Origin of the sequence: Nitrosomonas sp. (genome assembly GCF_019752095.1) — a bacterium.
Taxonomy (GTDB): domain Bacteria; phylum Pseudomonadota; class Gammaproteobacteria; order Burkholderiales; family Nitrosomonadaceae; genus Nitrosomonas.
Window position 1 is genome coordinate 1 of record NZ_JAIEMO010000028.1, and the last position, 15444, is coordinate 15444.

Annotated in this window: 12 protein-coding genes; 7 read left to right on the plus strand and 5 right to left on the minus strand. The window is 47.2% G+C overall.

The window, feature by feature from the left end; all coding sequences use genetic code 11:
- The 6 genes from K2Q13_RS08905 to scpB all read left to right on the plus strand — a co-directional run.
- The coding region (locus K2Q13_RS08905; RefSeq protein ID WP_292920711.1) for a 3',5'-nucleoside bisphosphate phosphatase at positions 1-845 on the plus strand (845 nt) is incomplete at its 5' end.
- Between the two features lie 44 nt (positions 846-889).
- Positions 890-1522, plus strand: a complete 633-nt coding sequence (locus K2Q13_RS08910; protein ID WP_292920712.1) for an L-threonylcarbamoyladenylate synthase — start codon at positions 890-892, stop codon at positions 1520-1522.
- Positions 1515-2180, plus strand: a complete 666-nt coding sequence (locus K2Q13_RS08915; RefSeq protein ID WP_292920713.1) for a site-2 protease family protein — start codon at positions 1515-1517, stop codon at positions 2178-2180. Before K2Q13_RS08910 ends, K2Q13_RS08915 begins: the two co-directional genes overlap by 8 nt.
- A 26-nt stretch (positions 2181-2206) precedes the next feature.
- Positions 2207-3409, plus strand: coding sequence for a tryptophan--tRNA ligase (locus K2Q13_RS08920; RefSeq protein ID WP_292920714.1), 1203 nt, complete (start codon positions 2207-2209; stop codon positions 3407-3409).
- A gap of 37 nt (positions 3410-3446) precedes the next feature.
- Entirely contained in the window at positions 3447-4262 is an 816-nt protein-coding gene (locus K2Q13_RS08925) for a ScpA family protein (protein WP_292920715.1), read from the plus strand.
- Positions 4228-4854, plus strand: coding sequence for an SMC-Scp complex subunit ScpB (scpB, locus tag K2Q13_RS08930; protein ID WP_292920716.1), 627 nt, complete (start codon positions 4228-4230; stop codon positions 4852-4854). The genes K2Q13_RS08925 and scpB overlap by 35 nt, the downstream gene beginning before the upstream one ends.
- A 72-nt stretch (positions 4855-4926) precedes the next feature.
- On the opposite strand, the gene K2Q13_RS08935 is transcribed toward scpB, so the two are convergent.
- The 4 genes from K2Q13_RS08935 to K2Q13_RS08950 all read right to left on the minus strand — a co-directional run bounded on the left by K2Q13_RS08935 (position 4927) and on the right by K2Q13_RS08950 (position 14123).
- The gene (locus tag K2Q13_RS08935) at positions 4927-6654 is read right to left on the minus strand and encodes a hypothetical protein (protein WP_292920717.1); all 1728 of its coding nucleotides are present in this window, start codon (positions 6652-6654) and stop codon (positions 4927-4929) included.
- Between the two features lie 541 nt (positions 6655-7195).
- Positions 7196-9196 carry a hypothetical protein gene (locus tag K2Q13_RS08940; protein WP_292920718.1) on the minus strand — a complete coding sequence of 667 codons (2001 nt, stop codon included), beginning with the start codon at positions 9194-9196 and terminating at the stop codon, positions 7196-7198.
- A gap of 272 nt (positions 9197-9468) precedes the next feature.
- On the minus strand, positions 9469-12639 hold the full coding sequence (locus K2Q13_RS08945; protein ID WP_292920719.1) for a BTAD domain-containing putative transcriptional regulator: 3171 nt from the start codon (positions 12637-12639) through the stop codon (positions 9469-9471).
- A 200-nt stretch (positions 12640-12839) separates the two neighbouring features.
- Positions 12840-14123: a dicarboxylate/amino acid:cation symporter gene (locus K2Q13_RS08950; protein ID WP_292920720.1), complete on the minus strand. Its 1284-nt coding sequence runs from the start codon at positions 14121-14123 to the stop codon at positions 12840-12842.
- 4 nt (positions 14124-14127) lie between these two features.
- Here K2Q13_RS08950 and K2Q13_RS08955 point away from each other — a divergent pair, with 4 nt between their 5' ends.
- Entirely contained in the window at positions 14128-14274 is a 147-nt protein-coding gene (locus K2Q13_RS08955; protein ID WP_292920721.1) for a hypothetical protein, read from the plus strand.
- Here the strand turns inward: K2Q13_RS08955 and K2Q13_RS08960 are convergent.
- Positions 14271-15101 (minus strand): inositol monophosphatase family protein, encoded by an 831-nt coding sequence (locus K2Q13_RS08960; RefSeq protein WP_292920722.1) that lies wholly within the window; start codon positions 15099-15101, stop codon positions 14271-14273. The two genes, K2Q13_RS08955 and K2Q13_RS08960, sit on opposite strands and share 4 nt — an antisense overlap.
- Positions 15102-15444 lie beyond the last annotated feature (343 nt).

The following is a 15444-nucleotide window of genomic DNA, read 5'->3' on the forward strand; positions in this document are numbered from 1 at the left end:
TGCATTGTCATTCCAACATTTCTGATGGCGTTTTACCACCGGCTCAACTGGTTGAGCGCGCCGCACTGCGAGGCGTTGAAATACTGGCGTTAACCGATCACGACGACATCTCTGGACTGGCAGAAGCACGTCAGATGGCCGAATCTAAAAGTATAACATTTATAAATGGCGTGGAAATCTCCGTGAGCTGGCGCGGCCGCACCTTGCATATTATCGGATTGAATATTGATCCGACCTATGCACCACTGATCGAAGGTTTGGCAGTCATACGCGCGGGGCGTGCGCAACGCGCCGAAAATATCGCTCTCGAGCTGGAAAAAATCGGTATTCAAGGTAGCCTGGAAGGCGCTTATGCGCATGTTGGCGAGCGGCGCTTGATCGGACGTACGCATTTTGCTCGTTTTTTAGTTGAGCAGGGATATGCCAAGGACGTAAAATCCGTGTTTAAAAAATATCTGGTGAAAGGCAAGCCAGGCTATGCCTCCCACGAATGGGCCTCGCTCAGCGATGCTGTGAGCTGGATTCGCAATAGTGGTGGTCATGCGGTGATCGCACATCCAGCGCGTTATGGTTTGGGTAAGAATGTCTTGAATGATCTGCTTGATGAGTTCTGCGCGCTGGGCGGATCGGGCCTTGAGGTGGTCACGTCAAGCCATACGCCCGAGCAAATGCGACATTTTGCACACCACGCACAACATAGAAACCTGCTGGCTTCGTGCGGCTCGGATTTTCATGGCCCTGGTGAGAGCTATTTTGATCTGGGGCAGTTACCGGAATTTCCACACGGTTGTACGCCCGTCTGGCACCATTGGAAAAACAACAGCGCAGCCGAACTCACAAATTAGCACATTGACTACTTAACTTAACTTAATCCTGATACCGTTTTATTGTGGCTCAATTCTTTTCAATTCACGCGGATACTCCGCATGCGCGCCTGATCAAGCAAGCCGTTGCTATTGTTCAAAAAGGCGGAATTATCGTATACCCCACGGATTCCTGTTATGCCTTGGGCTGCCATCTGGGCGACAAAGACGCGATGACGCGCATTCGCACCATTCGGCAAGTAGATGAACGCCATCATTTCACGCTGGTGTGCCGCAATCTGACGGAAATTTCCGCCTACGCCAAGGTGGATAACAGCCAGTATCGATTGCTTAAAGCCACGACACCGGGCAGTTACACGTTTATTTTACAGGCAACCCGAGAAGTACCACGGCGCATGCAGCATCCGAAACGCAATACCATCGGCTTACGCATTCCCGATCATCCGGTGGTGCTGGCGTTACTGGAGGAACTCGGCGAACCGCTGCTAAGCTCGACGCTGATTCTGCCAGGAGACGAATATCCGCTGAATGACACCGAAGAAATCCGCGAACGACTGGAACATCAAGTTGAATTAATTATGGATGCTGGTTCATGCGGCATAGACATGACCACGGTGATTGATTTAACCACTGATGTGCCTGCATTGGTACGTCAGGGAAAAGGTTGTCTTGATCCATTTGGAATCGAACATGGATGAAATTATCCGGGGTATCGCCATTTATGCGCTTCCCGTTATTTTTGCCATCACCCTGCATGAAGCCGCACATGGTTATATCGCCAAGCATTTCGGTGACTTTACCGCATACAACGAAGGGCGTATCAGTCTCAACCCAGTACGGCATATCGATCTTGTGGGTACGATACTGGTTCCGTTGTCATTATTCATTCTAAGTAAATTAACCATCGGTGCCGGTTTTTTATTTGGCTGGGCCAAACCGGTGCCGGTTAATTTTTCCAACTTGCGCCAACCCAAACGCGATATGCTCTGGGTAGCCGCAGCCGGGCCCGGCGCCAATTTACTGATGGCGTTTTTCTGGGCCTTGATGATCAAACTGGCCATTATTTCGCCTGAAAGTAGTTTTGCAAAACCGCTGGCGCTGATGGGAATTGCAGGAATTGAAATCAATGTTATCCTGATGGTACTCAATCTGTTGCCGCTACCGCCTTTGGATGGAGGTCGAATGGCAGTGAGCTTGTTGCCGCATCAATTGGCTTACCAGTTCTCCCGGATTGAACCTTATGGCTTTATGATACTGCTGGTATTGTTATTCAGTGGCGCGCTGGGCGCCGTGATTGGCCCCGTGATCACATGGGCTAAAATCATGATCGTATCAATTTTTGGATTATATATTTAATAACGTTTCACATTTGGAAAATCAACATGTTTGCTGATCGCGTTTTATCAGGCATGCGCCCCACCGGTAGCCTGCACTTGGGACATTATCATGGCGTTCTAAAAAATTGGGTCAAGCTGCAGCGGCAGCACGAATGTTTATTCTTCGTCGCCGATTGGCATGCCTTGACGACCCATTACGATTCACCTGAAATCATCGAACAAAATGTCTGGGATATGGTAGTAGATTGGCTGGCTGCGGGCGTTGATCCATCCCAGGCGATCTTATTCATTCAATCCAAGGTTCCTGCTCACGCCGAGCTGTATTTGCTGCTATCGATGATGACACCGTTGGGCTGGCTGGAACGCGTGCCCACTTATAAAGATCAACAGGAGAAATTATCCGAGAAAGACCTCAGCACTTTTGGTTTTCTGGGCTATCCGTTACTGCAAAGCGCGGATATTCTGATTTATCGTGCTAACCTAGTTCCCGTCGGAGAAGATCAAGCGCCGCATTTGGAATTTACGCGCGAAATTTCCCGGCGCTTTAATCACATCTACGGCAAAGAACCCGGCTTTGAAGAAAAAGCGGAGCAGGCCATTAAGAAACTGGGCTCGAAAAAATCCAAGCTGTATACTGAGTTGCGTACGCTATATCAGGAACAGGGCGATGAGCAAGCGCTGGAAAAAGCCAAGTCATTACTGAACGAGCAGCAGAATCTAAGTCTGGGTGATCGTGAACGGCTATACGGCTACCTGGAAGGCGGCGGCAAAATGATTCTATCCGAACCGGAAACATTGCTGACTGAAGCTCCCAGAATGCCGGGGCTGGATGGTCAGAAAATGTCCAAATCCTATAACAACACCATCAGTCTGCGCGAAGATCCGGAAAACATTCGCAAGAAAATCCGTACTATGCCAACTGATCCGGCACGGGTACGGCGTAGCGATCCGGGTGATCCGGCTAGATGTCCGGTGTGGCAATTCCATCTTGTTTATTCCGATGACGCCACACGCGAATGGGTACAACAGGGTTGCAAAAATGCGGAAATTGGCTGTTTGGATTGCAAAACACCCGTGATCGACAAGATTCTGGCTGAACAGGAGCCCATGTTAGAACGCATCAAAAAATACGAAGAAGACCCGACCCTGGTACGCAACATCATTGCAGACGGTTGTGAAAAAGCCAACAAGCTGGCGGAAGAAACCATGCGCGACGTCCGCGCTGCGATGGGACTCAGTTATTCATAAATTTACGGCACACAGACGAGACTGATCCTATTGTTCAATGAACGACAATTCAGTAATCGAAACCAATGAAACACAACCAATCGCCAGAATCTGCGGCGAACCGTTGCTGGAAATTCCACAGGATTTGTATATCCCACCCGATGCATTGGAAGTCTTCCTGGACACTTTTCAGGGTCCGCTGGACTTACTGCTGTATCTGATTCGCAAACATAATCTGAATATTCTGGACATTCCGATGGCGGAGTTAACGCAGCAATATATGACTTATGTTGAAATGATGCGCGTGGATCAACTGGAACTGGCAGCCGAATATCTGCTGATGACCGCTTTGCTGATTGAAATCAAGTCGCGCATGCTGCTCCCCAATCCCAAAACAGAAACGGAAGAAGAACATGATCCGCGCGCTGAACTGGTGCGGCGTTTGCTTGAATACGAGCAAATGAAACATGCTGCAACCCGAATAAATGAACTGCCACAAGCCGGGCGCGACTTCAGCGTAATTCAGATATGGGTTGAACAACAAGCTGCGGTACAGTTACCCAATATCGGCATGGATGATTTACGGAACGCCTGGATGGCTATTCTAACGCGCGCGAAAATCAATCGTCACCATCAAATTAAACGTGAAACACTTTCGGTCAGGGCTTATATGAGCCAAGTGCTGCGTGACTTGCGTGGACGTGATCAGGTAGAATTTTACGATTTGTTCGCTCCCGCAGCCACGGTTGCAGAAGTCGTTGTCACCTTCCTGGCTGTTTTGGAATTGGTCAAGGAACTGTTGCTGGAAATTTCTCAATCGCTTGATTCCGGAATTATTTATGTCCGCTCCATTGATGCAGCTCAATCAGCTTGATACATCGGATACACTGAATCCTGAAAAAACCCAGCGAATTCTGGAAGCTGCCTTGCTGACAACTTCAGAGCCTCTGCCCATCAACGAATTGCGTAAGTTATTTAACCTGGAATTAAGCGCCACCGTGTTATCGAAATTACTGGAAGAAATTCGCGAGAAATGGCGTGATAGTGGCGTGGAGCTGGTCTCGGTCGCCAGCGGTTGGCGTTTTCAAACCAAAGCGGACATACAACCGTATCTGGAGCGTTTGACACCGCCCAAAGTACCGCGCTATTCACGCGCAGTTCTAGAAACGCTCGCCATCATCGCCTACCGTCAGCCGGTAACCCGCGGCGATATCGAAGAAATTCGCGGCGTTAGCGTTTCCGGATCGGTGCTTAAAGCACTCACAACACGCGGTTGGATAGAAGCAATCGGACACCGCAACGTGCCTGGAAAACCCGCGCTGTTTGCTACCACACAACATTTCCTTAACGATCTGAATCTGCGCTCACTGGAAGAGCTCCCGCCACTGGAAGAAATGAAATCCTTGATCGATTCCAATGAAAAAAGCCCAGACTTGCCTTTTGAAGTTCCTGAAACACACGATTAGTTGAGCCAAGTAGGATTTTGTGCCTTACCTACATCAATCAATTTAGATAAGAATACTGTTTGCTGGGTTAAATTATGCGTTGAGTTGTTGGTGTACCTGCGTGTTGCGTTCACTCAGTGCCTGGAATCCTTCGCCTTGATGCACCGTTAGTTGTGTAAATGGAATAACCCAGTGTTCCCGGTTACAGACTTCAACACAAGTTTTCTGGATCAAACGATTAATCGTAAAGTACGAACTGGCTGCCTCACCTTTGCAGTTGACAACAATCAGATAATCCAGTGAGTTCGTATTGGCTTCCTTAAATTCAACCAGCAAACTGACGATCTTATCGCTAAATTCCGCTTGCGCAAGCGCGTGCTCTAATGCCTCGCGCAAACGAGTCGGCACTTCATCCAAACACTGCGCCTGATGCTGATAATCAATGCCGAATGTAACGACCACGACAAATCCCTTGCGAGATAGATTGAGCAGGTCCAGACGAAAAAAATCAGCCGCAGGAAATTGCACCAGGCTACCTTTCATTTGCAGCAACACCAATTCCAAGGTTTGCTCTAATACTTCTCCGAAACGGCCATCCGACAACATGACATACTCACCTGGACGGCAAGGAAACCAAGGTTCATCAATATCTGGACGCGACACCATATCATCCAGCGCGTTTAATGGTAGCCGGATGATCCCCTTTAGATCAGGATTGCGTAGCAGCGAATGCACATTGATCGATCTAACCTGCATCGGCAAACCATTATAGACTACTCTTTCACCGATTCTTACCGGCCCGATATCCAACAATAATCGGGTCTCGTTGATATAGCGCGGCAAAATATGTCGGAGGCTCAGCGCAACCGCGATTAATAAAATAATCGCCAATGTCAGTAGCAAAAAATCATTGGCCAGATAAAATGTTATCAGAACTGCCAATATCACCAGTAGTCCGGTCAGCATACGATATGCGTATCCCGCCAATCTCACCTTGATGCTGTTGCGGTTACCGGGAGAAACCAATTTCTTTTGATACAACCATAGTAAGCCGCGCATTAGCATCCAGACAGTAAATGCGGTCAAGATGGCGATTGTTAGCGTAAGCCCGCGGCCCTGCACAAAGTCCACCATCCCGGTTTTCAGACTCTGCCACCAGTCTTTATTGCTTTCTTCCAGACTGGCCAACTGAGAACGGGCAATTTCCAAATCTTGTATGTTATCGGCTTGTCTCTGCAACCACTTTTGGATTACAGATTCAAACTCTTGTTTAGTCGACTGGGCCATAGTATCTGGCTGAAACCGCGCCATCGCGTCTAACGCAAGTTCAATTAGTTTGCGCTGCTCATGCAACAGGCTGATATCGCCACGCAGTTTTTCAATTTTGCGTGGTTTCTCGGTCAAATCCTTCAAAGCATCAATGATCGGTTTAGTCGCCAGAATAAGCTCTTCTTTCCAATCAAACGGTCGCGTTGATGCATCCAGAAATGGGTCCAAATCCAGACCGCCAATAATTATCTGCTCAAACGAGTGATTCAACTGCTTGATAACTGCCTTGAGTTCATCAATCCGCTGCTGCAAATCTTTTTTCTCATCTTCTTGGGTAGCTTTAGCCAACTGCTGTTGCAATGCTTTTCGTTGCTTACGTTTCTCCTGCAGGGATTGAACAATAGCGGATAACTGATCTGTTGGTCCTTTGCTGGTGGTATCAGCATCCTTGACTGAATTGCTAGCAGCTGAGTCATTAATTTGAGGTTTAACTTGTGGAATAGCTTGCGCATACAGCGCTGACCCAGGTAACCCTAAGCTCAACAGCAGCATTAAGGGGAATATACGAAGAATAATGAATTGAAAAATATAAATGCGCAAAAAATACCTTTTAGTCAAGCAATTGATTTAAAACTATCTTAATTGATACTTACGCCTCGACTGCTTCCCGTGCGACGTCAACACTTGAATCCATTATAACGTTGCAAAGTTTCAGGAGCAAACGACGCACCGTGTACGCGTCAGCACAGCTTCTTGGAATGTTGGTAATTTAAGTCCGAGAAGACTGGCTAAAAATTGAACACTATGAGTATCTCAACGATCTATGCTTGATCCGGAATGGACAGGTTGATCCATGTTAATTTTCTTGAAATCTTAAGTGTTATAAAAATTTTGCAGAGCAATATCCCAATGAAACGAGATTTCGTAAAAACGTATCGTTCTATTTCACGCGAGAACCGCCGTGAAATGCGTTCTGATTGAATTCGTGCGACCATGTACCTAGCGTCTTAAGCTATCGGCACTCAGACGTTGATTACGTTCGTAGAGTGATTCAAATACTGAACGTAATCAACTCATGCAAAGTAAGTTATCCCTACACAAAATCCGTCATCACATGAACCCCAACCAGCACCACCGCCTCACCATTAGTGAAAGTGTGATAACCGTCAGCAACGCCGCCATCGGTCCAGCCGCCGCTGAGTCCAACGACGCTATCATTGTTATTCCCGTCCACTGTCAAGGTATTGCTGGTACTCGATAGATTGAGCACATCCAACGCGTTTAAAGTCAGCGTGTTATGGCCGTTGCCCTTCATATCAATGGCTTCAATATCGCTGATTCTGCCGCGCTCACTGGCCAGATTCAGATCCAAATGGCTGCGATCCAGTTTCAAGGTGTCGTAGCCGGCGCCGCCGTCCACTAACTGGAAATCAGCATCGCGGATCTCGATCGTATCATTACCCGCACCGCCATGAAACACATCCGCGCCACCGCGGCCGATCATCACATCATCACCATCACCAGCCACCATACGGTCTGCTGCCTTGGTGCCTTTGAGTTTATCTGCTCCGGCTGTGCCCAAAGCAGTCACCGCGCCGTTAAAGTCACCGCCAAATATCACGTAACTGGAGCCAGAGGAAAGGAGGCCATTCGGGCTGGCTTGTTTAGCACCAACCATCAAATCAGAAAAACCATCGCCGTTGACGTCCCCGGCGCTGCTCACTGATTCGCTCGAAAAATCATATGCCGCCCCATCGAGGCGGAAACCGCTATTACCGTCGAGATTAGACAAATCCAGCGTGGCGCCAAAACCAGCAGCCTTACCAAATACCACATAACTGGATCCGGAAGCAGGGCCGTTCGGGCTGGCACTGGCAGCACCGACAAGCAAATCAGCAAAACCGTCGCCGTTGACGTCCCCGGCGCCGCTGACCGAAAAACCCGCCCCGTCACTTGCTGCTCCATCGAGGCGGAAACCGTTGCTGCCATCCAGGCTGGACAGATCCAGCGTGGCACTGAAACCGGTAGCTTTACCAAACACTACGTAGCTGGATCCTGAGACATAGTAACCGCTCTGCTCGCCAGCACCGGGAGCACCAACAAGCAAGTCAGCAAAACCATCTCCGTTGACGTCCCCAGCACTGCTAACTGAGCCACTTGAAAAATCATACTCCGCCGCTCCATCCAGACGGAAACCATTGCTGCCATCAAGGCTGGATAAATCCAGCGTGGCAGCAAAACCGGCAGCCTTGCCAAAAACCACGTAACTGGAGCCGGACAAACTACCGTTTGGGTCAGCATTGACAGCACCGACAAGAAAATCAGCAAAACCATCACCGTTGACGTCCCCGGCATTACTCACTAAGCCCGAAAAATCACCCGCCGCCGCCCCATCGAGGCGAAAACCATTGCTGCCATCGAGGCTGGACAGATTCAACGTGGCATCGAAACCGGCAGCCTTACCAAACACTACGTAACTAGAACCCGCGGCATCGATACCATTCGGGTCAGCTCCGCCAGCACCGATAATCACATCAGCAAAACCATCACCGTTGACGTCTCCGGCATTACTCACCGATGAGCCCGAAAAATCAAACCCCGCCGCTCCATCGAGGCGGAAACCGTTATTACCATCGAGGCTGGATAGATCCAGCGTGGCATCAAAACCAGTAAGCTTGCCAAACACTACGTAACTGGAACCAGAGACATTGCCATTCGGGTCGGCACCTAGAGCTCCAAGAATCACATCAGAAATACCATCACCATTGACATCTCCTGCAGTACTAACTGATATGCCCAAAAGATCAGATGCCGCTACTCCATCCATGCGGAAACCGTTATTGCCGTCGAGCGTAGACAGCGCTAGCGTGGGATCGAAACCATCAGCCTTACCAAACACTACGTAACTGGATCCGGAGAACCCGCCGTTCGGTTCAGCACTATAGGCGCCGATAATCACATCAGCAAATCCGTCGCCGTTGACATCTCCTGCATCGCTGACCGGTCTGCCCGCAGAATCAAATGCCGCTACTCCATCCATGCGAAAACCGTTATTGCCATCAAGACTGGATAAATTAATTGTTGAGATAGCCATGATAAGAACTCCTTAAAAGAATATTTCAATAAACTGCTTGAAGAATTGCCACAACCTCGCTTATACGCGCTGCGCAGCTTTGTGGAAATCAACCCTTAACGAAATCAGTTTATCAACACGAACGTTACAGATGAGTTACAGATTCAAAAATAATTTGCATTAAATTGATTTTAAGAGAAACATGGTTAATCGATACCGGCACAGATTCATCGGGAAACTCATGTTGTGGTTGAATCAGAAGGGAAAACAAATTGACCTGAAAATGCGAGGAATTAATTTTTGACGAGTGTTTGATAGATGGCTTGAAAGTTTTGAGAGGGGTTAATACCCAAACGGGTCAACAGAGCCTGGTGGCAGCGTTGATAGATAGCCAGTGCTTCGATGCGCTGATCCTGTTGCAAATAGATATCCATAAGACGGCAGTAGAAAAGCTCTACGGTAGGGTCAGCCTCAATAGCTTTAAGGTAACACTCCGCTGCACTCAGCCAGTCGCCATCCTGCTCGAGCATAGCGCCATATTGCTCAATTATTCTCCGATAGTGGATACGCGACCGGTCACGGAAAGTTAATACCCAGGGTGAAGTATCGCCCTCCAAAAAGTGGCCGCGATACCAATTCAATGCACGCTGCAACGAAGCTCGATCGGTCATGTCTGGATGATGTGCGACTCGATCAAAGGCCAGGCAATCCACCCAGATATAGCCCCGATCCAAGGATAAGTGGCGGTCTTCAAATCGAACTGCCTCAGCATGTTGCAACAGTTTGCGCAAACGATGCAGTGTAGTCCTGAGTGCTTGTTCCGCGGCACCGCTCACTGAGTCAGGCCACAGTGCGTCAATTACCCGATCCTGGTTAATTGCCTGGCCTCCATAGGAACATAAACATTTTAATAATTCCAACGGCTTGTGCTGAGCTTTTCCCGAAATGCGGAATGGGTTGCCGTCGAATGTTATTTCAAACCGTCCAAGTGTGTAGACCTTGATTGGCCACGGCCAATTATCCGGTTCCGGCGGCTCGGCTTTGATGTTGCGTCGTCGGATCACACTTGTCACATAGGATTCCTCGATGCCGGATTTAAGAGCGAGAGAAAATAAGCGCGCCATAACTTGTGGACGCCACCACAGATTGAGAACGATATAATCGTTCTCACGACCAAGTTGCAATCCTTCACTCAGTAGTGTCAAGGCTCTCGCTTCCTCTTCCTGTTTTAACCATGCATGAGCCTTTATTAACAAGCATTGATGTTCTAAAAATGTACTTTTCATCACACGACTGTACTGGATCACTTGATCAAGATGAAAATGGGCAATTTCAAATTGATTCAATTCAACCAGAATTTGTGCCAAACCAAACCGAGCGCCCTCGGTCAGAAATTGCCTTCCCATTTTTTCATGAAGATTGAACGATGTTGACGCGTCATCGAGTGCGGCCAGCAAATTTCCTTCCAGCAATTCAATGCCTGCTCGCAAGAATCGGTATTCGGCTAAAGTATGTTTACCTTGTACATCTAATGTCGCTTCAACTTTCTCCAGAAAAAATTTCGCTTTGGTTAATTCACCAGCGGAAAGCGCGCTGTATACGGCATTTCCCCATTGCATACAATCCAAAATTGTAATGCCCGCTTCTCGCGATATATCAATACCTTCCAGAATCTTTATTTCTGCAATCTGATAAGACGCTGTAGTAGACCAGGCATAGGCGGCCTCAATTACCCGCCAGCGGATAAGATCAAGGGGAGGTGCTGACATGGTAGTCATAAGGAGGTTGGTTTCTTCTATGATCTTCCGAGCCTTGTAAATATCACCACGCCAGAGTGAAAGCCATATGAATGCACAGGCAATTCCGAATCGCAAAAATGGATCGATCGCTGTTTCACATACAATTTCTGCTCGTTTCTCAAGTGTTTCTAACAGCGGGTGATGAGGTGCGGCATATATCAAACCTTGCATACTGGCTAATACCTTGGCTTCAACGTCAAGTGACGGGAAGCCGTGGCACTGGATCAAAAGATCTTTTAACCGCTCAGCCCATGTTAATACGAGCGCCATATCATCTTCGATTAAAACATAGGCATCGATTATGCTGCCACAGATCAGAAACAGTCCGACAAGGTCATTTTCACGCTGAAACATGACATATGCCTGCTCAAAATCTGCAATAGCTTCCCGAGGGTTCAGCAGGACATGACTCATTCCACGCCAGTAAAGCAACCAGGATGTGGTTTGGCTCACTTCAGCGGGTAGATAATCTATCAGACTTTGTAGGGTCTGATGCCGTCCCTGGCTGAGTAGAATGGTTGCGTACCTGATGATCATTTCGACAAGCCTTGTCCATTCTTTTATCTCTGCATATAACTCAGCGGCGGCTTTGAATTTGCCATTTCGTTCGGCGAGGTTGGCAGCCATGCGCTTGATGTCGAGAAGCTCAGATCCGGAAAAATGTTTATTCGCCCGAGCCAACAAAAATTCACGAAACAAAGTGTGGTATTGATAGCTGATTTCGTCACCGGCGCGCAGGTCAATAAATAGCCGACGACGATAGAGAAAATCAAGCAATTCATGGGCGCTTGTATTTCCACTAATAGCTTGCGCCATCTGAACAGTCAGGTACGGCAAAGTAGCCGTGCTCATCAGGAATCTCTGCATGTCCACAGATAATTTGTCGAAGATCTGGTTAGCAAAATAATCAAATATGAACTCCATGGTTTCTGTCGGGAGAACATGAGCTGTGCCCGACAGCCTGAAACGTTCCAACATCAACACGAGTCCTGCTGCCCAGCCATTAGTTTGAACTTGCAACAATTGCAGTGCGTTTTCATCAAATTCCTGTAGGCTGGACGCTGTAATGATTGCCTTAATTTCTGTCGGTGTCAGTCGGAGAGCTTCCCAATCTATTTGCCCGATAAGGTTGCATGCCAGCGATCGTGCAAAATGAGGCGGAGATTCGAGGTGACTGATGACAATGATGTGGATACTTTTTGGTAGTTCTGTGATAGCACCTTGAATCGCACTATGGAATTCTGATGTTGAAACTATTTCCTGATAATTGTCGAATACCAGTATGGAGGTTTCAGGAATTGCAGCGAAAAGTTTGCGAAAGAAGCGACGGAAAAATTCTGGCAGATCTGGCAGATATTCTGGCGTTAAAAGAGGTAATGAAAGATGCTTGCTAGTGGAAGCTTGTTGTCCAGCCAATCGCATGTAATAAAAGAATGTCGCGAGATCAGAGTCGCCACCATCAACTTGATACCAGATGGCTGGCAGCTGACGTTCTTCAAGATAGCTTGCCACAAGCGTTGTTTTTCCCGATCCAGGGGGTCCCTTAATCCATACAACAGGATGATCGTTACATTCTTTATCTAATAGTATAAATAAACGATCGCGAGCAACAACTCTATAGAGATTTGGTCGGCTCAGCTTCGCAATATTAGACCATTTTGACATGAGATAATTGATTAGCTATGGATTCATCTTAAAAGATGATGCCACATTTATACTCAATGCAGTTTAGTTTAAACTAAGGCGCTTTCTTGAATCGCTCCAACGGCTCCGGAGATAAAATGCAATTTATGCAGGATAAATGAGCATTTTTATATTTTGTATAGAGGCATATAACGTTTTTAGACGATACCAACTTGCCTGCTTCACTTTTTATCATGTGGCAATTCTATGCGCGTCAATATTCCAGCATCGGGATCATTAAAAACTTCCATGGATACATTGTCTTCACTGCGCGCAACAATAATTGTAACGACAGCATCCCCGGTGACATTGGCTGCGGTACGCAGCATATCCAGCAAACGATCCACGCCCATGATCAACGCAATGCCTTCAACTGGCAACCCCACTTGATTGAAAACCATGGCCAGCATAATGAGTCCGACGCCAGGCACACCCGCGGTACCGATTGATGCCAATACCGACATGCCGATAACAGTCAGATAGCCCGTTAAACCCAGTTCAATACCATAAATATTGGCAATGAACACTGTGGCAACACCTTGCATAATGGCGGTGCCATCCATGTTAATGGTGGCGCCAAAAGGCACAATAAATGAAGCCGTCGAATTATCCACGCCCATACGCCTTTCAACCGTTCTGAGTGTAACGGGTATGGTTGCATTGGAGCTGGATGTACTGAAAGCAAAAACCTGGGCAGTGCGCATTTTCTTAAGAAACTGATTTGGACTGACCCGTCCAAGAAATTTCAATAACAACATAAGTGTGCCGGTTACATGACAAATTAACACCAAAATAACGATACCGAAATAACCGATCATTGGCAGAATCAAGTCAATTCCTTGTAGCGCAAAGTTCTTCACCATTAACGCAAATACCCCATAGGGTGCAATAGACATAACGACATTCACCAGCTGCATCATGACGTCATTCAATTTTTCGGCGCCATCAATTAGTGTGCGCCCACGCTCACCGATCATCAGCAAGCAAATTGCAAACAAAATGGTAAAAAAAATGATCTGCAGCATGTTGCCTTCTGCAAAGGCGGTTACTGGATTACTCGGCACAAGATCAATAAAGACTTGTGTTATGGGCGGTGGCTCAGGTGCCACAAATTCCGTCTGAGCACTTTGAGTCAAATTAAAATTTTTACCAGGGTTTATCGTGACAGAAACAAGGAGCGCTAATGAAATGGCAAGCGTAGTTGTTAGCAGAAAGAGCCCGAAAGCTTTGATACCCACCCGACCCAGTTTCTTAACATCACCAATGCCGCAAACGCCGCAAATCAATGAAAAAGTCACCAATGGAACAACCAGCATTTTCAATAAATTAATGAAAATCGTGCCCACCACATGAAACAAGCCATGAACCAAATAATCCTGAATGAGTGCGACATCATAAGCAAAGGTATTAATCAAACTACCCAGCAATAAGCCGGCAATCATCCAAATTATTATTTTTGTAGTCATGTTCATGGGCTATTGGAAAGATAAACGCAGTCTGTTATCGAATAAGCGTCTGATTAGCTATCAAAAACGCCTGATACTGGAGGTTGAGTATTCGGAACTGGATTGTGGTACCACGTGGATGCCGAATGCAGATCCACTGTCGTTAGGCTAAATTGGTTTGGCAGAACGTTGCGCTTCGATCAACTCAGGTGTGAGATGCGGCGCAATCACCTGCAGCAATTGACTAAAAACTTTTGGATTTGCAGCAATAATTTGTCCGCTTTCCAATTGCGTGTCATTGCCTTCCAAATCGCCAACCAATCCACCCGCCTCAGTAATCAGCAAACAACCGGCGGCCATATCCCACGGCGCCAGTCCGATTTCCCAGAACCCATCATAGCGTCCAGCCGCCACATAAGCCAGATCCAGCGCGGCGGAACCCGGTCGCCGTATTCCTGTGATACGGGGCACGATATCCCTCAAAATCGCAAAATAAGCATCGACGTGCGTCAAGTCACGGAATGGTATTCCGGTGCCAATTAAACACTCTTCAAGCTTAGTGCGCTTACTGACACGAATTCGGCGATCATTTAAAAAAGCGCCACTGCCTCGACTCGCGGTAAATAACTCATTATTGTTCGGATCGTAAACCACCGCATGCATCAGAACACCTTTATACCTTAATCCGATGGAAACCGAATATTTTGGAAAACCATGCAGAAAATTAGTCGTTCCATCCAGCGGATCAATGATCCACTGATATTCTGACTGCTTCTGATCACCCTGGCGTCCGCTCTCTTCCGCCAGAATTGCATGATTGGGATAGGCCGCAAGCAAGACTTTGATAATAGCCTCTTCAGCTGCGCCATCCACTTCACTGACATAGTCACTGTGTGATTTTTTTGACACTGTGAGCAAATCCAGATTTTGGGAAGCCTTATTAATGATATTACCGGCACGACGCGCAGCTTTCACCGCAATACTCAACATTGGATGCATGATCTTGATTCAGAATTTAACGAAAGGAAAGGCTGTGATTTTAATATGAATTGCTCTTACCCGCTTTCATAATTCAAACGAAAGCGCAAATACCAACCGACATCACCAATATCCTCCGAAGTGCTTGCCATTGGTTAGTACCGCTGATTCAGTCTGTATTGATAAGAAACGGGGTGGATTATAACAAAAATGACGCTTTGTAATTATTCCCGCAACCCTACAAAGTCGGGATATTTTCCAGAAAATAACTAGCTAAAAGGTATTTCATGGGACAAACACCATCTATTTAACCATAAGCAAGTCTGTTAAAATATCAAATAATAATTAGATGTATAGTTACAAT